Origin of the sequence: Flavobacterium sp. KACC 22763 (genome assembly GCF_028736155.1) — a bacterium.
Taxonomy (GTDB): Bacteria; Bacteroidota; Bacteroidia; order Flavobacteriales; family Flavobacteriaceae; genus Flavobacterium.
In genome coordinates, this window is sequence record NZ_CP117879.1 from 1,339,973 (window position 1) to 1,356,607 (window position 16,635).

At 32.1% G+C, this 16,635-nt stretch carries 22 protein-coding genes and 3 tRNA genes; 15 read left to right on the forward strand and 10 right to left on the reverse strand.

Annotated features, from left to right (window positions below; translation table 11 throughout):
• The first annotated feature begins 1 nt into the window (after position 1).
• The 8 genes from PQ463_RS05830 (at position 2) to PQ463_RS05865 (ending at position 6,415) form a co-directional block, all read left to right on the forward strand.
• Positions 2–934, forward strand: a complete 933-nt coding sequence (locus PQ463_RS05830; protein WP_274256757.1) for a transglutaminase-like domain-containing protein — start codon at positions 2–4, stop codon at positions 932–934.
• A 216-nt stretch (positions 935–1,150) separates the two neighbouring features.
• Complete coding sequence (locus tag PQ463_RS05835) at positions 1,151–1,516, forward strand: hypothetical protein (protein ID WP_274256758.1); 366 nt, start codon at positions 1,151–1,153, stop codon at positions 1,514–1,516.
• A gap of 207 nt (positions 1,517–1,723) precedes the next feature.
• The gene (gene abc-f / locus PQ463_RS05840; RefSeq protein WP_274256759.1) at positions 1,724–3,310 is read left to right on the forward strand and encodes a ribosomal protection-like ABC-F family protein; all 1,587 of its coding nucleotides are present in this window, start codon (positions 1,724–1,726) and stop codon (positions 3,308–3,310) included.
• Positions 3,311–3,480: 170 nt separating this feature from the next.
• Positions 3,481–4,533, forward strand: a complete 1,053-nt coding sequence (locus PQ463_RS05845) for a linear amide C-N hydrolase (protein ID WP_274256760.1) — start codon at positions 3,481–3,483, stop codon at positions 4,531–4,533.
• 140 nt (positions 4,534–4,673) lie between these two features.
• Entirely contained in the window at positions 4,674–4,991 is a 318-nt protein-coding gene (locus PQ463_RS05850; RefSeq protein ID WP_008464153.1) for an ArsR/SmtB family transcription factor, read from the forward strand.
• A 3-nt stretch (positions 4,992–4,994) separates the two neighbouring features.
• The gene (locus PQ463_RS05855; protein WP_274256761.1) at positions 4,995–5,462 is read left to right on the forward strand and encodes an SRPBCC domain-containing protein; all 468 of its coding nucleotides are present in this window, start codon (positions 4,995–4,997) and stop codon (positions 5,460–5,462) included.
• Between the two features lie 5 nt (positions 5,463–5,467).
• The gene (locus PQ463_RS05860) at positions 5,468–5,845 is read left to right on the forward strand and encodes a DoxX family protein (RefSeq protein ID WP_274256762.1); all 378 of its coding nucleotides are present in this window, start codon (positions 5,468–5,470) and stop codon (positions 5,843–5,845) included.
• Positions 5,846–5,857: 12 nt separating this feature from the next.
• Positions 5,858–6,415 (forward strand): DUF4256 domain-containing protein, encoded by a 558-nt coding sequence (locus tag PQ463_RS05865; protein ID WP_274256763.1) that lies wholly within the window; start codon positions 5,858–5,860, stop codon positions 6,413–6,415.
• 210 nt (positions 6,416–6,625) lie between these two features.
• On the opposite strand, the gene PQ463_RS05870 is transcribed toward PQ463_RS05865, so the two are convergent.
• Positions 6,626–6,976 (reverse strand): DUF2200 domain-containing protein, encoded by a 351-nt coding sequence (locus PQ463_RS05870; protein WP_274256764.1) that lies wholly within the window; start codon positions 6,974–6,976, stop codon positions 6,626–6,628.
• Positions 6,977–7,094: 118 nt separating this feature from the next.
• On the opposite strand from PQ463_RS05870, the gene PQ463_RS05875 reads away from it, so the two are divergent.
• The 3 genes from PQ463_RS05875 to PQ463_RS05885 are packed head-to-tail and all read left to right on the forward strand — an operon-like array spanning position 7,095 to position 8,726.
• Positions 7,095–7,493 carry a VOC family protein gene (locus PQ463_RS05875; RefSeq protein ID WP_274256765.1) on the forward strand — a complete coding sequence of 133 codons (399 nt, stop codon included), beginning with the start codon at positions 7,095–7,097 and terminating at the stop codon, positions 7,491–7,493.
• A gap of 59 nt (positions 7,494–7,552) precedes the next feature.
• Positions 7,553–8,083: a serine O-acetyltransferase gene (locus PQ463_RS05880; protein ID WP_274256766.1), complete on the forward strand. Its 531-nt coding sequence runs from the start codon at positions 7,553–7,555 to the stop codon at positions 8,081–8,083.
• A 4-nt stretch (positions 8,084–8,087) separates the two neighbouring features.
• The gene (locus PQ463_RS05885) at positions 8,088–8,726 is read left to right on the forward strand and encodes an SMI1/KNR4 family protein (protein ID WP_274256767.1); all 639 of its coding nucleotides are present in this window, start codon (positions 8,088–8,090) and stop codon (positions 8,724–8,726) included.
• A gap of 44 nt (positions 8,727–8,770) precedes the next feature.
• Here the strand turns inward: PQ463_RS05885 and PQ463_RS05890 are convergent, their stop codons facing one another.
• From PQ463_RS05890 to PQ463_RS05900, 3 genes are all read right to left on the reverse strand, one after another.
• Entirely contained in the window at positions 8,771–9,166 is a 396-nt protein-coding gene (locus tag PQ463_RS05890; RefSeq protein ID WP_111378007.1) for a VOC family protein, read from the reverse strand.
• A 78-nt stretch (positions 9,167–9,244) separates the two neighbouring features.
• Positions 9,245–9,742 carry a hypothetical protein gene (locus PQ463_RS05895; protein ID WP_274256768.1) on the reverse strand — a complete coding sequence of 166 codons (498 nt, stop codon included), beginning with the start codon at positions 9,740–9,742 and terminating at the stop codon, positions 9,245–9,247.
• A gap of 82 nt (positions 9,743–9,824) precedes the next feature.
• Positions 9,825–10,667, reverse strand: a complete 843-nt coding sequence (locus PQ463_RS05900; RefSeq protein ID WP_274256769.1) for a chromate resistance protein ChrB domain-containing protein — start codon at positions 10,665–10,667, stop codon at positions 9,825–9,827.
• A 218-nt stretch (positions 10,668–10,885) separates the two neighbouring features.
• Between PQ463_RS05900 and PQ463_RS05905 the strand changes: the two genes are divergently transcribed.
• The gene (locus PQ463_RS05905; RefSeq protein WP_274256770.1) at positions 10,886–11,389 is read left to right on the forward strand and encodes an endonuclease V; all 504 of its coding nucleotides are present in this window, start codon (positions 10,886–10,888) and stop codon (positions 11,387–11,389) included.
• On the opposite strand, the gene PQ463_RS05910 is transcribed toward PQ463_RS05905, so the two are convergent.
• Both PQ463_RS05910 and PQ463_RS05915 read right to left on the reverse strand, forming a co-directional pair.
• Positions 11,386–11,970 carry an RNA polymerase sigma factor gene (locus PQ463_RS05910; protein ID WP_274256771.1) on the reverse strand — a complete coding sequence of 195 codons (585 nt, stop codon included), beginning with the start codon at positions 11,968–11,970 and terminating at the stop codon, positions 11,386–11,388. The genes PQ463_RS05905 and PQ463_RS05910 overlap by 4 nt on opposite strands.
• Before the next feature lie 183 nt (positions 11,971–12,153).
• Positions 12,154–12,735, reverse strand: a complete 582-nt coding sequence (locus PQ463_RS05915; RefSeq protein ID WP_274256772.1) for an HD domain-containing protein — start codon at positions 12,733–12,735, stop codon at positions 12,154–12,156.
• A gap of 137 nt (positions 12,736–12,872) precedes the next feature.
• Here PQ463_RS05915 and PQ463_RS05920 point away from each other — a divergent pair, with 137 nt between their 5' ends.
• The 3 genes from PQ463_RS05920 to PQ463_RS05930 all read left to right on the forward strand — a co-directional run bounded on the left by PQ463_RS05920 (position 12,873) and on the right by PQ463_RS05930 (position 14,911).
• Positions 12,873–13,436 (forward strand): Crp/Fnr family transcriptional regulator, encoded by a 564-nt coding sequence (locus PQ463_RS05920; protein WP_274256773.1) that lies wholly within the window; start codon positions 12,873–12,875, stop codon positions 13,434–13,436.
• Between the two features lie 74 nt (positions 13,437–13,510).
• Complete coding sequence (locus PQ463_RS05925) at positions 13,511–14,311, forward strand: MBL fold metallo-hydrolase (RefSeq protein ID WP_274256774.1); 801 nt, start codon at positions 13,511–13,513, stop codon at positions 14,309–14,311.
• 96 nt (positions 14,312–14,407) lie between these two features.
• Positions 14,408–14,911, forward strand: coding sequence for a hypothetical protein (locus tag PQ463_RS05930; protein ID WP_274256775.1), 504 nt, complete (start codon positions 14,408–14,410; stop codon positions 14,909–14,911).
• Between the two features lie 30 nt (positions 14,912–14,941).
• On the opposite strand, the gene PQ463_RS05935 is transcribed toward PQ463_RS05930, so the two are convergent.
• From PQ463_RS05935 to PQ463_RS05950, 4 genes are all read right to left on the reverse strand, one after another.
• Positions 14,942–15,022, reverse strand: a tRNA-Tyr gene (locus PQ463_RS05935).
• Between the two features lie 78 nt (positions 15,023–15,100).
• Positions 15,101–15,175, reverse strand: a tRNA-Val gene (locus PQ463_RS05940).
• A gap of 91 nt (positions 15,176–15,266) precedes the next feature.
• A tRNA-Val gene (locus tag PQ463_RS05945) sits at positions 15,267–15,341 on the reverse strand.
• Between the two features lie 229 nt (positions 15,342–15,570).
• Entirely contained in the window at positions 15,571–16,560 is a 990-nt protein-coding gene (locus tag PQ463_RS05950; protein ID WP_274256776.1) for a hypothetical protein, read from the reverse strand.
• Positions 16,561–16,635 lie beyond the last annotated feature (75 nt).

Consider the following 16,635-nt stretch of genomic DNA (forward strand, 5'->3'; position numbering starts at 1 on the left):
TATGATGAAATTCCCTAAAATTGACTTACCGCAATTAAAATCTAAACTACAGGTGAAATCACCGTGGGACAGGATTATTATCTCGCTGTTGAGTCTTTTAATTACAATTCCGATTTTCATCATACTGCATCAAAATTTGATCGATCTAGAATGGGCATTCAATCTAGATCGTATATTCATCTTTATTTTTGTTTTTGCAGCTGTATTTTTTCTTCTGATGTATCTCAGAACAATTATTATCCTGTGTGTTGCAGTTTATTTATTGATTCTATTCTATGGATCGGTGATTGGAAATTATGGTTTTAACGAAATCTCAGAAGATTATAATTCTATGATTTATACCATGTCTGATAATCCATATCCGCAGGATATTATTGTAGCAAAACTACTTCCGTTTCCAAATAAAACAAAGATTCTCAATGCTATAGAATACCAGAATCCGAAAGTGCGAAATTTTGCTATTATGGCAACGACAAAGCATTTTAAAGGCATAAGAGGGTACTCAGATTATCGAACTATAATTCAATGTTTTGCTGTTTTTAAAGAAATAAACGGCAGATGGAATTATGTAAACGATCCAAAAGACGGTGATTATATTGCAACCGCCAGCGAATCTTTAGAATATTTCTCTGGCGATTGCGATGATCATTCTATTTTAATGGCTGCCGCTGTACGTTCTATTGGCGGAACTCCGCGACTAATTCACACCAAAGGGCATATCTATCCTGAAATCTTAATTGGTTCTATGATTGATTTGGAAAAAGTCAATTATTTAATTAAAAACGTGCTTTTTGTAAAGGAAAGCTACGGCAAAAAACTACACTATCATATAGATGAGCGCGGTCAAGTATGGATGAACTTGGATTATACAGCGACTTATCCTGGAGGACCGTTTATGTATGAAGAAATTTTGGGAGCTCTAACCCTTAATTAATGTGCCTCAAAAAGACTGTTTAACCAATTTTGACTATTTGAAGAGTTAATTTCTAAATATTTGGTTATCAGCTAAAGTCTCGTAAATAGGGGCTTTTTGTATTAAAAGTAGTTTAATTTAATAAGTAAAAAAAATCTTTATAAATATTTGATTGCGAATATTTTAATGTCATTTTTTTTTGTAACTTTTTCCTGTTTAACTTTTAATCACAAAATCATGAAAAACTCTAAATTATTTACCCTCGTAATTGCAATTGCTGTCGTAATAGTTTCATGCCATCTTAAAAGAGACAAGCTTGTGAATTCATGGAAAGTTACTGCAGTAGAACCCAAAGAAGCTGTTTCTGATTCTACAAAAAATGCGATTTTAGCCAACGGGATGCTTACTTTTACAGAAGATGGCCACGTTACTGGATACTTGCTTCGTGAAATTACCGACGGAACTTACGCGTTAACACAAAAAGGAAAAAAACTTGTTATAAAAGATGAAGTTGGTACACCTTATGAATGTGTGAGCACAATAACAGATGATCAATTAATTCTAGATACCAAAGAAGCCAAACTGACATTTAGTAAAATTTAAATATAGAATTACAACGTAATTCAATGCTAAAAAACCATTCTTTTCCATCGTTAAGAATGGTTTTTTGATTTTTAGAACTAAAATAAATATCTTTGCACTTCTTAAAATAAGTATTACGATATGTGAAAAATAATTTCTTTCAGAAAATTTAGCGAGTAATCACAGTTTTGTGGTGACCCAATTATTTATCTATAAAAGAAAGGAATTATGCTTATTCTTCAAAATATCTCATATCAGCATGAGAATAAAGACATGCTGTTTCAAAACATTAGTTTTACTCTAAAGCATCACGATAAAACCGCTTTGGTCGGAAATAATGGTGTTGGAAAATCTACATTATTAAAAATTATCGCAGGTGAATTACATCCATTTTCAGGGCAACTAATTCAAAATTCAAAACCTTATTTTGTACCTCAATTATTTGGTCAGTTTAATGATTTGACAATTGCTGAAGCTTTAAAAATAAAGGAAAAGTTAATCTCACTTAAAGAAATACTTGAAGGTGTTGTAACCGAAGAAAACCTTCAGCTTCTAAATGACGACTGGACAATTGAAGAGCGCTGTAATGAAGCTCTATCGTATTGGCAACTCCATGATTTGGATTTGAACCAAAAAATGGAAACTTTAAGCGGAGGACAGAAAACAAAAGTTTTTTTAGCCGGAATTATGATTCATGAACCCGATTTGGTTTTATTGGACGAACCTAGCAATCATTTAGATTTTTCTGGTAGAAAATTATTATATGATTTTATAAAATCTACTTCTAGTACACTTTTAGTTGTTAGTCATGACAGAACACTTCTAAATCTTTTAAATAAGACTTTAGAAATGTCAAAAAATGAAATTTCAGTCTATGGCGGAGGTTATGATTTTTATAACGAACAGAAGAAAATTGAACATAATGCTTTAGAACAAGATGTTCAGAGCAAAGAAAAAGCTTTGCGAAAGGCCAAAGAAAAAGAAAGAGAATCTATTGAACGCCAAAACAAACTTGATTCTAGAGGCAAAAAGAAACAGGAAAAGTCTGGTGTTGCCAGAATTATGATGAATACGCTTCGAAATAAAGCTGAAAACAGCAGTTCTAAACTCAAAGACGTTCATGCCGAAAAAATTAACGGAATTTCAGAGGATTTGAGACAGTTGCGTTCATCACTTCCTGCAATAGATCAAATGAAATTCGGGTTTGATACTACTTCTTTTCTCAAAGGAAAAACACTTTTTAAGGCTTCAGATATGAATTATGCTTATGAAGATAAAATTCTTTGGAAAGAAAACCTCAATTTTGAAATTCTTTCTGGAGAACGCCTTGCCATAAAAGGTTTGAATGGTTCTGGGAAAACAACTTTAATCAAAATTATTCTTGGAGAATTGATTCCAACGCAAGGACAAACCACTTCATTGGCAAAAAAAGCAATTTATATCGATCAGGATTATTCATTATTGAATCAGAATCTTAAAATTTACGAACAAGCTCAAGCTTTTAATGACTGCGGTTTAGAAGAGCACGAAATAAAGATGAGATTGAATCGCTTTTTGTTTTCTAGAAATGATTGGGACAAACCTTGCAATGCATTAAGCGGAGGCGAAAGAATGCGTTTAATGCTATGCTGTCTAACGATTAGCAACGAATCTCCTGAGATTATCATTCTGGACGAACCTACAAATAATCTGGATATTCAAAATATTGAAATATTAACCACTGCAATCAATGAATATCGGGGAACTTTAATTGTGATTTCACACGATCAATCATTTTTGGAGCAAATCGATATTGAAAAAAGTATTTTGCTTTAAAATAAAAACCATCAACGCTGAGAATTATCTTGGCGTTTTTCTTTTAGTATTAATTTCATATTCAAATAATTAAAATTCCGTAAATTGCAGTAAATACTGATAAATTTAATCTATTTAAAAAAAAGCTTTTATAAATTCAAGTTGCACGTTTAATTAAAATCTAAAATTTTATGAAACCAAAAATCAGAATTTTTCCTGCCCTGCTTGCTTTTACATTATTAATAACCGAAACTGTTTTACCTTGTACAAGAGTCGTTTATGAAGGTCTAAATGGAACAATTATTACTGCCCGTTCGATGGATTGGCGCGGAGAGATTCCTGCCAATTTATGGATTTTTCCTCGTGGAATTGAACGATCTGGAGAAGTTGGTACAAGTTCAATAAAATGGAAATCTAAATACGGAAGCGTTATTACCAGTTCTTGGGACATTGCTTCTTCTGATGGTATGAACGAAAAAGGACTTGTAGGCAACCTTTTATGGCTTGTAGAATCACAATATCCTGCATTTGAAAAAAATGGGAAAGTAAAAGGTTTGGCAGTTTCTTTATGGCTTCAGTATGTTTTGGATAATTTTTCGACCGTTGCAGAAACCGTTTCTGCATTAGAAAAGAACGAATTTGTCATTACTTCTTCACATATTCCAGGAACCAATATTTTTGCAACTGTTCATTTATCTATTTCTGATTCCGGCGGAGACAATGCTATTTTTGAATATATAAATGGCAAGCTTGTTATCCATCATGATAGAAAATATGTTGCCATGACCAATTCACCTATTTTTGACCAGCAATTAGCCATTAATGCGTATTGGAAAGGTATTCCGGGTACTATTATGCTTCCAGGAACCAATCGTGCCGCAGATCGTTTTGTAAGAGCTTCTTATTATATTGATGCCATTCCGAAAACAGATAATATCAGAACAGCTTTATCTAGTGTTTTTGGTGTAATTAGAAATTGTTCTGTTCCTTTAGGAATTTCATCAGAAACTGAACCTAACATCTCCTCTACCCGCTGGAGAACAGTTGCAGACCAAAAGAATCTGGTTTATTATTTTGATAATGTTTTAAATCCGAATGTCATTTGGGTTGAATTCAGTAAAATTGATTTTAGCGAAAAAGGAAAGATCAAAAAATTGAGCTTAGCAAATAATGAGAATTATTCTGGTGAATCTTTGATTAATTTCAAGGAAACAAAGTCTTTTCAGTTCGCTGGACTTGATTAAGAATATCTTTTCTAGATTAATCAAACACTATAAAACCTTCAAATTGAAAAGTTTGAAGGTTTTCTTTTTGAAAAAAAAAATCAAAAAAAATATTGCGCAGTCAAATGACTTCATTATATTTGCAGTCAAATAACTGCACAATGGAGATTAGAAGAGATGTTTTTCAAGCAATAGCCGATCCTACCCGAAGAGCTATTTTAAGTTTAGTTGCCATTCAGGCTATGACGCCTGGGGCAATTGCAGAGAATTTTAATTCGTCAAGACAGACTATTTCAAAACATATTCAGATTTTGAACGAATGCGAACTATTACACCAAACTCAAAACGGAAGAGAAATTTATTATCATTTAAACCCAGAAAAAATGAAAGAAATTGACAAGTTCATCGAGCCATTCAGAAAAATGTGGGACGATCGTTTTAATAAATTAGAATCAATTATGAAAAACTATAAAAAATAAACCATGGAAAAGAAAACAAAAATTCACGCCGAAGATGACAGACTAGATCTTGTGATTACGAGAGAATTTGATCTGCCAGTTGAATTATTATTTAAAGCTCATACCGAATCTGAAATTGTAGCACAATGGATGGGTACAAAAGTATTGAAGCTGGAAAGCAAAAAATATGGTGGATGGGAGTATGAAACTAGCGATCCTAATGGAAATGTAGTTTTTAGAGCAAATGGTGTTTTTCATGATTTTGTTCCGAATGAAAAAATAGTGCGCACTTTTGAAATGGATAATGCCAATTTTGCGCCTCAATTAGAATTTTTGGAGTTTGAAAAACTAACAGATGCCACTAGCAAATTGACTATGCAGATCATTTATAAATCTATCGAGCATAGAATGACACAGTTAAAACTGCCATTTGCACAAGGATTAAATATGGCGCACAACCGATTGGAAGAAATTGTAACTAAACTAAAATAAAAATCATGAGCAAAAGAAATAAAATTATCTATTGGATTGCCACTTTATGGTTGGCTTTGGGAATGACAGCAACAGGAATTGTACAACTGATACCTGTAAAAGAAGAAGCAGAAATGATACAGAAGTTAGGCTATCCGCTTTATTTTTTAACGCTTTTAGGTGTTTGGAAACTTTTAGGAGTAATTGCAATTTTAATTCCAAAATTTGGTTTACTGAAAGAATGGGCTTATGCAGGTTTCTTTTTTGCCATGTCTGGAGCTGTAGTTTCACATTTAGCTATTAAAGATGACGCTTCAGCTCTTTTCGGGCCAACATTATTGATTGTTTTAACTGTAGTTTCTTGGTATTTCAGACCTGAAACTAGAAAATGCAGTTCTAATTAAAAACTTAGAAAAATGAAAAAGCAACTTACCGTAAACGAACAAGACGAATTATTGAACATACTCGAAAAGCGTTTTGAAAAGAATAAAAACCGTCACGAGAATCTAGATTGGTCAAAAATTGAAGCCAAACTGAAAGCTAATCCATCAAAACTATGGTCTCTTGACGAAATGGAAAGAACTGAAGGCGAGCCAGATGTAATTGGATACGATTCAAAAACTGACGAATATCTTTTTGTAGATTGTTCTTCTGAAAGTCCAAAAGGACGTAGAAGTATCTGTTACGATCATGAAGCGCTCGAAAAAAGAAAAGAACACAAACCCGCTGACAGTGCTATAAATATGGCAGAAGAAATGGGAATTGAAATCTTAAACGAAGCGCAATATAAAGAACTGCAAAAACTAGGAAAATTTGATGCGAAAACGTCAAGCTGGATTTTGACTCCGCCAGAAATAAGAAAATTAGGCGGTGCAATTTTCTCAGATTTTAGATATAATACCGTTTTTGTTTACCATAATGGTGCAGAATCTTATTATGCTGCGAGAGGCTTTCGCGGTTTGCTGAGAGTTTAAAAGAATTCATTCCGTAGGAATGTCTCATTGGTAGAACTAGATTGAATTAGAAAAGTTTACGTTCCGTAGGAACGTTTGATTTTTTTTGAAATTTTATTTTATTAAAATCAGGTGTCCCTACAGGACACAATATAGACGTAATTTTCTCTTTCTACCGATGAGATATTCCTACGGAATATTTTTTTTATAGTTATATTCTAATCAGCTTTTTTATTCTCTTAAAATCTTTTCCATTTTTCTTCCTTTGGCGATTTCATCAATTAGTTTGTCTAAATATCGCATTTTTTGAATTAAAGGATCTTCAATCTCTTCTACACGATAGCCGCAGATTACTCCCGTAATTTTAGAAGCATTCGGATTGAGTTTTGGAGCTTCAGCAAAGAATGTTTGAAAATCTACTTTCTTTTCAATTTGTTCTTTAATTTGATCATCACTATATCCTGTAAGCCATTTGATTACAATATCTAATTCTTCTTTTGTTCTTCCCTTTTTTTCTACTTTTTGAATGTATAAAGGATAAACGCTGGAAAATAGTATTTTGTAAATTCTTTCCGTTTTCATTTTGCTTTAATTTAGATTGAAATACGTTTATGTAAATGTAATTCAAAAGCAAATAGAATAAAAATACAAGCAATATTTAATATCTTAGATTCTCGAAAATAACCTTAAAAACTAACCTATGGAAAATAATTCAAACGATACAACACCCAAAGTGACTGGACTTGGCGGTATTTTCTTTTTTATGGATAATCCGAAAGAAACCAAAGAATGGTATGCTAAAAATTTAGGATTAGAAATCAATGAATGGGGTTCCGCAAGTTTTGAGTCTAGAAATTTGGAAAAACCAGAAGAGATAGAATCTACGCAATGGTGTCCTTTTAATAAAGGAGATGAATATTTTTCACCTTCTAAAAAAGAATTTATGGTAAACTATCGTGTTCAGAATATTGAAGGTCTTGTAGAAAAACTGAAATCAAACGGAGTTACAGTTCTTGATGATATTGAAACCTACGAATATGGCAAGTTTGTACACATTATGGATACTGAAGGAAATAAAATTGAGCTTTGGGAACCTTAAATTGAGTTTTGAATTATGAATTATGAGTTATGAGTTGTTGCTAAAGCTTTGTAAAGAATATGTTTGATACATTAATTAAAATCAATTGCCATTCAAAAAATAGTCTTTTAAAATACATTGCTGGTAATTTATTAGAAAAATTATACTGTTGTGAAATAAACTGTGCAGAAATGGATAAATCTGTTTTGTTTGCGCATCATGCCCGCGGGTGTACAATCGTGGCGTCTAAAATCTGTGCGAATGTGGTTATTTTTCAAAACGTATCAATTGGAGCTAATTTGAAATACAATAAAGTTAATGACGAATGGGAAAACGTCGGAAACCCTATCATTGCTAAAAATGTCATTATTGCTGATGGTGCCAAAATTTTAGGTCCAATAGTTATTGGCGAAAATTCGGTTATTGGCGCGGGAGCTATCATAACCAAAAACATACCTGCAAATAGTGTGGCTTATGGAGTGAATCAATTTAGGCCAAAGGATAAAAACTATGATTTGATATTTAGTCCGAACATGATTAATCCTCAGAAAATAATAGAAGCAAACAAAAAACTAATAGCTGAGTTTAACAAGCAGCAAATAATTGTATAACAAAATGAAATCAATTTTATCTCACCAATATATAGATGCCTATAAATCAAAACTTGATATTTTCGATCAATTCATGAATACTGGCGCTAATATTAATGAAATCAATAAATTAGAAGACTTCATTGAAGCAAAATTACCTGAATCTTACATTAATCTTCTTGAAACATATAATGGAGAAAATCGCAGTGTTGGCTTTATGGGAGGTTTTAGCTACTTAGGAATTGAAGAAATTAAGATGCAGTGGACTTTCTTAAAAGAAGCTCCAGAAATGGAAGCTGAAGCAATTAATCAGGTAGAAAAGATTAAGAATACGTTATACTGCCCAAAAAGAATTCCGTTTGCTTATGATGGCTCTGGAAATTATTTGGCAATCGATTTTAACCCGAATTCAGAAGGAACTTTGGGACAAATTTTGTATCTGCCAACTGGCGATCCTGAACCAATTGCTGTTATTGCTGATAGTTTTGATGATTTTTTGGTTTTAATAATGGAAAAACTAGAATCTGAACAGTTAGAATTAATTGACGAAAGAGACGATTGGGATGAAGAAGACTGGCATATGGCGGAAATATATTTCCAAAATACTTGGGAAAATGACTGGAGCGATATCGCGGCAGAATACAACACTAAAAATGGCAATTAAGTATATTGCTATTTTTTTTGTTTTTAAATTCAATTCAAGAAAATTTACATTCCAGGCCAATATAAAAAATTGAACTTATGACCGTCTGGATCTGAAAAACCAAAGGTATAACCAATTTCAAAATTCTCAGGCTCAGAGAAAATAGTTCCGTTGATTTCTTTTATTTTATTGTACCAAAGATCAACCTCCTCTACACTACTCGCAGACAAAGAAAACACAATTTCGTTATCTATAGCCGTATTGGATAGTTTTCCTCTTATAGCATCTTCCAATCTTTTTGGTGCAAAAAAATTAATCACAAAATCATTCTCTCCAAAAATGAAACTTACCAGCTCCTTTGTTTCTTGTCCGTTTTGTTTAAAACCAAGAGCAGTGTAAAATTGAATTGTTTTAGGTATATCGCTTGAAACCAAGTTGGCCCATATCATTTTAGTTTTCATAAACTTTAGTTTTAATTGATTAAGACTAAGTTAATGATAATCAAGTAAATTTATAGAAAGTTTTCGGTTTAAAAATAATTAAAAAGCAATTCCAAATTGAAAACCAATCGTAAAACTAGCTGGATGATCATTACCAAAACGAACAGGTAAAGGCACAGCAACATAATAACTGCAACTGCTATTCTTTATAATCGTTTTATTAAAAACGGGAGTAAATCCATATCGTCCGCTAGTTTCAAAAGCAGCTCTTCCAGCAAATATGTACCCTTTTCCTAAAGCGACCAAAACTCCTGGATGAAAAAGTAGATTGGTCACTTTACTTGTCCCCTGATCATCTTTTATGTTGGGAACCATTTCAAAAGAAAATCCAATTTTTTCATTTTTCCAGATATTAATGCCTGTAGGGAAACCAACAGCGTAATAATCTCTAAAATTTACAGTAGTTTCGTCTTCATTTATAGTAACAATTGGATGCATAATGCCAAAATATCCCGTTATTTTCGGGTATGTAGTTTGTGAGAAAGCTGTAAAACCTGTGGATAATAAAGCAATAAAGAAAGTGTGCTTGAAAGACATTGTTTAAAATTTTGGTTATATAAACAAAGCTAGAAGCATCTGCAGTCAAAAAATAGAACTCAATTTACCTTTTGTATCTGGTTTACTTTTTTGACTTTTTTCTATAAGCAGAAGGATTTTTACCTGTATGGAGCTTAAAAATTCTGGTAAAATGACTTTGGTCTGAAAAGCCAGTCATATAAGCTATTTCAGTTAAATTATGAGCGGAATTTTCGATAAGATTGATTGCTTTTTCAATACGAAGTTTTCTAACATATTCGCCAAAATTTAAATCTTCAAAATGCTTAGAAAATTCTCGTGATAAATAGGACGGATTTAAATCTAATTCGCTCGAAATTTTCTTTAAATCAAAAGCAAACTGAGCATCAACCTGATCTTGAATTAAGTTTTTTAAATCCTTTACCCAAGAAGGTGTTTTTCCTAATGCTTTTTTGTCTTTTAGAAATTTGTTATAGACTTCATGAAGCAGTTTCTCAAACGGACTATTCTGCAAGTGATTTTGCTGATATAAGTGTGTAGCCCAGCTGTATAAGGCGTCATATAGAAGCATTCCTTTTTCTAACAGTTCATAATCATCGGTAATATTATAAGCCAGTCCAGCAGAAATAGCCCAAAGCCCAGCCGATTCTTTTGCAATTTCATGTCGGTCGGTATCTGCTCCGCGTACAATTCCGGCAATAATTTTAACCGCTGGATCTTTTATATCATATTTCTTTATGATATAATCAAAAGTGCATTCTTCATTATAGTGCGTAAATTCAACATTTGGAACATCAAACGGAATAGCATCAAGTTCTTTTGCTTTTGCTATAACATCATCAAAAGGGACATAGATAAATTCAGATTCAGGATCAACAAACTTTCGAATCAGCCACGGACAGGCGATTCGATCTATTTTTGGTCTTTCTCTAGTGATCCATTTCATATTCAAATGTAATTGAAAAGGGATTTTTTTTAAAAGTTTTAGCTAAACTACATTTATTTATGAGTTTTTCAAAAACTTGAATTATAAAGTTTTGGGATTTTTGATTGATGCCGACTTCGAGCTAAAGAAAACTTTTAAACTAATTATCTCCAATAAATAGATGTTTATAAATGATTTTTCTAATTTTAAACTCTTATTTACACCTTAGAAAATAACATATGATCTTAGCTTTTGATACTTATTACTTTGACCAAAAAGCAAAAACAATCTGTCTAGAATTTACAGAGTGGAATGAAGATAAAAACTTTAAAATTTATTCTGAAACAATAGACAATGTAGCAGAATATATTCCTGGAGAGTTTTATAAAAGAGAATTACCATGCATTTTGAGCTTATTAAATCAAGTTGATTTGTCTAAGGTTAAAGCAATAGTTGTTGATGGTTTCGTGTATTTAAATGACGAACAGAAATATGGTTTGGGAGGCTATCTGTATGAAAAGCTGAATAAACAAATTCCGATTATTGGTGTTGCCAAAACGAATTTTGCCTCTATAGAAAAGAACAAGAAAGCACTTTTTAGAGGCGACAGCAAGAAACCGTTGTATATTACTTCTATCGGAATTGATTTGGACAAAGCTTATAAAAAAGTCGAAAGCATGCATGGAGAATTTAGAATGCCAACTTTATTAAAAGAATTGGATAGATTAACGAAAGAAAATTAATAATCTAAAATCATTTTATTTTTTTCTATTATTTTTCTCAAATTATTCATAGCATAACGCATTCTTCCTAATGCTGTGTTTATGCTAATTTCTTTCTCTTCAGATATTTCCTTAAAACTCATGTTCTGATAAATTCTCATTATCACTATTTCTTTTTGATCATCGGCAAGCTCTTCTATAAGCTTCTTGATATCAGTTTGAATTTGATTTGTGATTGTTTGATCTTCAATGTTTTGAGAATCACTCTGCATGATAGAAAAAATAGAAAAATCTTCAGTTTCCCTTTGCATTGGCATACGATTTACTTTTCGAAAATGATCTATGACCAAGTTGTGGGATATCCTTAGTACCCAAGAAAGAAATTTTTCTTCTTCTTTATATGAGTTGCCTTTAAAAGTTTTGATTATTTTAATAAAAGTGTCTTGAAAAATATCATTTGAGATATCTTTATCTTTAACCTTTGAGTATATAAAACTATATATTCTAGATTCATGTCTTTTGATTAATGTAGAGAGAGCTTCTTCATTGCCTTCTAGATATTTCTTTATTAGTAGGGAGTCAGGAATATTCAAATCAATCATAGCATCAAACTTTTAATTTTCACGATGCAAAAATAGTGTTGGCTTGAATGTCCTTTTGCCTTTAGAAGACTTTAAACCATTAAAATAAGTTTTTTTAACGGTTAAATCTTTCTTGCATATAATTATGACGCAAATGCATTATAGTAATTACCAAACTCTTCAATTACTTAAGGAATTTGATAATTACAATTGGTTAGCAGTGCTAAGAAAACGATTATATTCTCGAATTTTATTCTTTAACCTTTCTGCTAAATAGATATTTCCATCTTTAAGTTCATTATGTATAATTTCGGCTTCTTCAATATATTTTAACTTTTTCTCGTCATTCCAATAATATGGAGGTTCGTATAAATTGCATATTCTGTCGGCCATTTTCACAGCCCAGACTTCTATTGGCTGTTTTTTAATTCTGTTTAAACTATCGCGCATTTTTTCAAATGAATCCTCAATTTCTTCATTCTTGGTTAATGCCAAAACCCCAGATGCAACTTGAGAACCAAACAAATCGACAACTTTTTCATAAGTAAATGCCGTGTCTTCGATAGTATCATGAAGCATAGCACATTTTACAGCCAAATCGGCATTCATATTTTCTGTTAATTGCACGGCATTTAAAACTTCAAAAACAACACTTCCGATATGATTGATGTATTCAACTCTTTCGCCTTCATCACTCCCACCGTATTTTTGTCCGTCATGAAGTTTTGAGACCAATTGCCAAGTGTTTTGAATTTCGTCTATTGACCAATCTTTTTGCTGTTTCATCTTTGTGTTTTTATTTTTAGATTGAACGTAATTTAGAACTTTTTCTACAGATTTGCAACAATTCAATAGCTAGCCCATTATTTTAAATTGTTGGAATGATTGTATATTAGCCTAAAATAAATACTGAATCGTTTGAAATGACATCAATAATAGAATATTTTGAAAAGCTAGGCTTTCCAGAACATACTTTAGCTGAATTTTTAAGCTGTATAAAAACAAGACAATTCTCGGCAAATGAGCTGATTCTTGCTCAAGGTCAATCTGAAAATTATTTGTCTTTTATAGACGTAGGAGTTGTCAGATATTATGTTGTTGCAAACGATAAAGAAATTACTTTTGATTTTGCTTTCAAAAATTCCTTTTATTGTGCATACGATTCTTTCTACAACAGAACAGCAACCAATGTGTATATCCAGGCATTAACAGATTGTCAATTATTTTCTATATCATACGAAAATTTACAGCGTCTTTACGAAAAATGTGAAACAGCAAAGAAACTCGGACGCATTGCAACTGAATATCTGCTTGATAAGAAAGTAAAAAGAGAATTAAATCTTCTGACCAAAACACCGCAAGAAAGATATGAAAGATTGCTATTTGAACAGCCTAAATACATTCAGCAGATTCCGCTAAAATATCTTGCTTCTTATATTGGAGTCGTACCAGAAACCTTAAGCAGGATTAGAAAACGCATTTCTTGACCAAAGTCAATTTGAAGATCATTTATTAAACTCAGATTTGTATGAACATTTTAACAATTTAAAATCAAGTACAAATGAAAGTTACAATTACACATATCGACACGGCTTGCGTGCTGATAAACATAAATGGATTTAAAATTTTGACAGATCCTACTTTAGACAAAAAAGACGGATTTTTTCCTCAATATGTCAGCAGTCCGATGGCATTTTCAAAAAAATATTGTAATCCTTCCCTATCTATTGAAGAAATTGGAAAAATAGATTTAGTTTTATTAAGTCATGATCATCACAGTGATAATTTAGATAAAAAAGGGCGTAATTTTATTCAAACCGTTCCTATTGTTCTTTCAACAAAAGATGCTGTAAAACGTTTAAAAAACACCAATACAATAGGACTTGACAACTGGCAGGAATATAATGTTGCAACTGAAAAAGTAAAAAATCTAAAAATTACAGCAATACCAGCTCAGCATACCAATATTAAAAGATTAAACAGAGTTATGGGTAAGGTTATTGGTTTTGCATTAGAATGGGAAGCCCAGCAAAACGGCTGTTTATATATCTCAGGAGATACTGTTCTTTTTGAAGGACTACATGAACTGAAGCAAAAGAAAAAAGTAGACATAGCCATTTTGCATTTAGGAGCTGGTGCATTTCCTTATTTAAAAAGAAATTTACGAGTGACAATGAATGGCACAGAAGCAATTGCAACAACTCAACTTTTAAAACCGAGCGTTGTAATTCCGATACATTATGAAGGTTGGTGGCATTTTAAACAGTCTGCAAAATCATTAAAAAGTGAAATTGAAAAATCTGAGGTAAAAGAGAAATTTTTGTGGTTGGAAAGTGGTGTTGAAAAAGTTCTAGTGAAATAAAATCCTCATTTAATACTGTCTTAATAATTCTAATAACCGAAAACAAGAAGTGACTGGGTTTTAATTATATTAGCATAGTAAAAAGAAAGTAAAGCAATGGCTGAAACTATTATTGAAAATTTAAAAATTCTATCAGAGAAGTTCAAACACAATTTTGATGTATTCTCAAACTCAGTCATTTTTGTAAATGAAGTAAATAAAATTAGAATTGAGAAAGAAGATGATGCTAGTTGTAAAGTGACATATAATTTACATTTCAACGAAAAAACACTTTTAGTATCAGAAGAAGCACTTTATCATTTCTGTTTAGATCTCTTTAATAGGCAAAATGACAATATTGAAGTGCTTCTTAGTGTATGTAAACCAATTGAAATTAATGAATGGTTTAAAATTGAAGAAGCTGAATCTTTACATATTATTACTAGTATTCAAAAAGAATTGGAATACAATTGTAAATTAAAGTACCTGTTTTTGGAAAGTGACCGATTTGAGACGAATTACTTTAATGGTTTATTAATAATAGAAGATAAACAGAAAGAGTATTTGTCTAATATATTTAATTTTAGAAACAGCTTAGCAAGAAAAGTAAAAAGCCTATAAATCCAAAGATCTATAGGCTTTATTTTTTTGTGGGGAGAGCAGGATTCGAACCTGCGAAGTTCACACAGCAGATTTACAGTCTGCCCTCGTTGGCCGCTTGAGTATCTCCCCAAAAACTGAGTGTAAATTTTAATTTATTACATTCAGGAAATTCAAAAAAAAAAATCCTTAATTGCTTAAGGAGTTTTGTGGGCGATGAGGGGTTCGAACCCCCGACCCCCTCGGTGTAAACGAGGTGCTCTGAACCAGCTGAGCTAATCGCCCTATTTTATTAGGTTACTATCGTTTCTGATAGCGAGTGCAAATATACATCTAGATTTTATATTTGCAAGTGTTTTTTTTTATAAAAAATTTGTGGGCGATGAGGGGTTCGAACCCCCGACCCCCTCGGTGTAAACGAGGTGCTCTGAACCAGCTGAGCTAATCGCCCTATTTTACTAGGTTGCTATCGTTTGTGATTGCGAGTGCAAATATACAGCTAGATTTTGCATTTGCAAGCCTTTTCAATAAAAAAAATGAAATATTTTTTACTTTGTTGTTTATCAAACTTCTAAAACTTAATTAAAAAGTTTGAACTCTCAACAGATCTTTGTTTTTACTAATTTGTTTCTTTCCGATGGTTATTATCTCATCATATCTAATGAATTCAAGAAAAAACATTATAGATATTCAGAAATATCAATCCAAGCAATACAGCTATGAGTATATCCAGAAGGTACCGCGCTAAAAATGAGGCGTCTGCCATCAGGAAAAAATTTAGGATGCTGTGAATTGAGATTTCCGGTTGGATCCGTCAGACAAATAGAACCATTTTCAGGCTTATTAAAATTATACAGATAGAGAGCGTAACAGCCATCTCGATTACTCTCAAAAGCAATATAGTTTCCGTCTGGGGAAACGGCAGGCGCTCGTCCTTGAAAAGATTTATCGAAAGAAATTAAATTTGCTGAACTTTCCATGGGTACAGATACAAATCCTTCTTCTGTTTCAATATTAATAAAAATATAGTTTTTATTCTGATTATAATTGGGATCGTCTACAAAGGGTGGCTGTCCAGCAAATGCTATTGATGTTGCATTGTTTGGGGAAACCGCAGGCATACCACCAAACATTTTATTGCCATTGGTGTCTATACCGTTCATATTATCGATGATAATAGTTCCGTTAAGATCAAATAATGTACTCATGGGTTGTGTAGGCTGCTTTAGATTCATGACAACTAAACCTTCAAATGGCAGATTAATGTCCCATTGCGGATAAATACAGTCATTTGTATTTTCAATCTGTTTTAGGTTATTTCCATTAGCATCAACTGTCCAAACAGATATTTTGTTTTCATATGCTAAATTTAAAGCTATATTATCACCAGTCCAAGCAGGTCTAGTTTGTTGAAGAGAATCGCAATCGCTAAGAAAAAGATGTGGAGAAGGCATATTTAAATCATCAACAATAAAAAGTTTGGTGTCCAACGTTCTCATTTCAGGATTGCATGAGGTTCGTTCAAACACTATAGCATTACCGTCTGGGCCAATTGCTGGACGATAATCATTATAAAAGTTATTTATACTTCCCTTAAATGTAATCCAGTTTGGTTTCAGATAATTGCCCATAATTTGATTCGTTTTATAGATTAAATAATCAGCTTCCATTCTGATTATTGCTTAAAGTTTTCCAGTTGACTGAATGAAAGTTATAGAATTTATAAAATAGAAATGCTTTCTACG

Bases quoted from the DNA above. Each gene is read 5' to 3' on its own strand.
- PQ463_RS05830 (WP_274256757.1), top strand. From the start codon at position 2: ATGATGAAATTCCCTAAAATTGACTTACCGCAATTAAAATCTAAACTA.
- PQ463_RS05835 (WP_274256758.1), top strand. From the start codon at position 1,151: ATGAAAAACTCTAAATTATTTACCCTCGTAATTGCAATTGCTGTCGTA.
- abc-f (WP_274256759.1), top strand. From the start codon at position 1,724: ATGCTTATTCTTCAAAATATCTCATATCAGCATGAGAATAAAGACATG.
- PQ463_RS05845 (WP_274256760.1), top strand. From the start codon at position 3,481: ATGAAACCAAAAATCAGAATTTTTCCTGCCCTGCTTGCTTTTACATTA.
- PQ463_RS05850 (WP_008464153.1), top strand. From the start codon at position 4,674: ATGGAGATTAGAAGAGATGTTTTTCAAGCAATAGCCGATCCTACCCGA.
- PQ463_RS05855 (WP_274256761.1), top strand. From the start codon at position 4,995: ATGGAAAAGAAAACAAAAATTCACGCCGAAGATGACAGACTAGATCTT.
- PQ463_RS05860 (WP_274256762.1), top strand. From the start codon at position 5,468: ATGAGCAAAAGAAATAAAATTATCTATTGGATTGCCACTTTATGGTTG.
- PQ463_RS05865 (WP_274256763.1), top strand. From the start codon at position 5,858: ATGAAAAAGCAACTTACCGTAAACGAACAAGACGAATTATTGAACATA.
- PQ463_RS05870 (WP_274256764.1), bottom strand. From the start codon at position 6,976: ATGAAAACGGAAAGAATTTACAAAATACTATTTTCCAGCGTTTATCCT.
- PQ463_RS05875 (WP_274256765.1), top strand. From the start codon at position 7,095: ATGGAAAATAATTCAAACGATACAACACCCAAAGTGACTGGACTTGGC.
- PQ463_RS05880 (WP_274256766.1), top strand. From the start codon at position 7,553: ATGTTTGATACATTAATTAAAATCAATTGCCATTCAAAAAATAGTCTT.
- PQ463_RS05885 (WP_274256767.1), top strand. From the start codon at position 8,088: ATGAAATCAATTTTATCTCACCAATATATAGATGCCTATAAATCAAAA.
- PQ463_RS05890 (WP_111378007.1), bottom strand. From the start codon at position 9,166: ATGAAAACTAAAATGATATGGGCCAACTTGGTTTCAAGCGATATACCT.
- PQ463_RS05895 (WP_274256768.1), bottom strand. From the start codon at position 9,742: ATGTCTTTCAAGCACACTTTCTTTATTGCTTTATTATCCACAGGTTTT.
- PQ463_RS05900 (WP_274256769.1), bottom strand. From the start codon at position 10,667: ATGAAATGGATCACTAGAGAAAGACCAAAAATAGATCGAATCGCCTGT.
- PQ463_RS05905 (WP_274256770.1), top strand. From the start codon at position 10,886: ATGATCTTAGCTTTTGATACTTATTACTTTGACCAAAAAGCAAAAACA.
- PQ463_RS05910 (WP_274256771.1), bottom strand. From the start codon at position 11,970: ATGATTGATTTGAATATTCCTGACTCCCTACTAATAAAGAAATATCTA.
- PQ463_RS05915 (WP_274256772.1), bottom strand. From the start codon at position 12,735: ATGAAACAGCAAAAAGATTGGTCAATAGACGAAATTCAAAACACTTGG.
- PQ463_RS05920 (WP_274256773.1), top strand. From the start codon at position 12,873: ATGACATCAATAATAGAATATTTTGAAAAGCTAGGCTTTCCAGAACAT.
- PQ463_RS05925 (WP_274256774.1), top strand. From the start codon at position 13,511: ATGAAAGTTACAATTACACATATCGACACGGCTTGCGTGCTGATAAAC.
- PQ463_RS05930 (WP_274256775.1), top strand. From the start codon at position 14,408: ATGGCTGAAACTATTATTGAAAATTTAAAAATTCTATCAGAGAAGTTC.
- PQ463_RS05950 (WP_274256776.1), bottom strand. From the start codon at position 16,560: ATGGAAGCTGATTATTTAATCTATAAAACGAATCAAATTATGGGCAAT.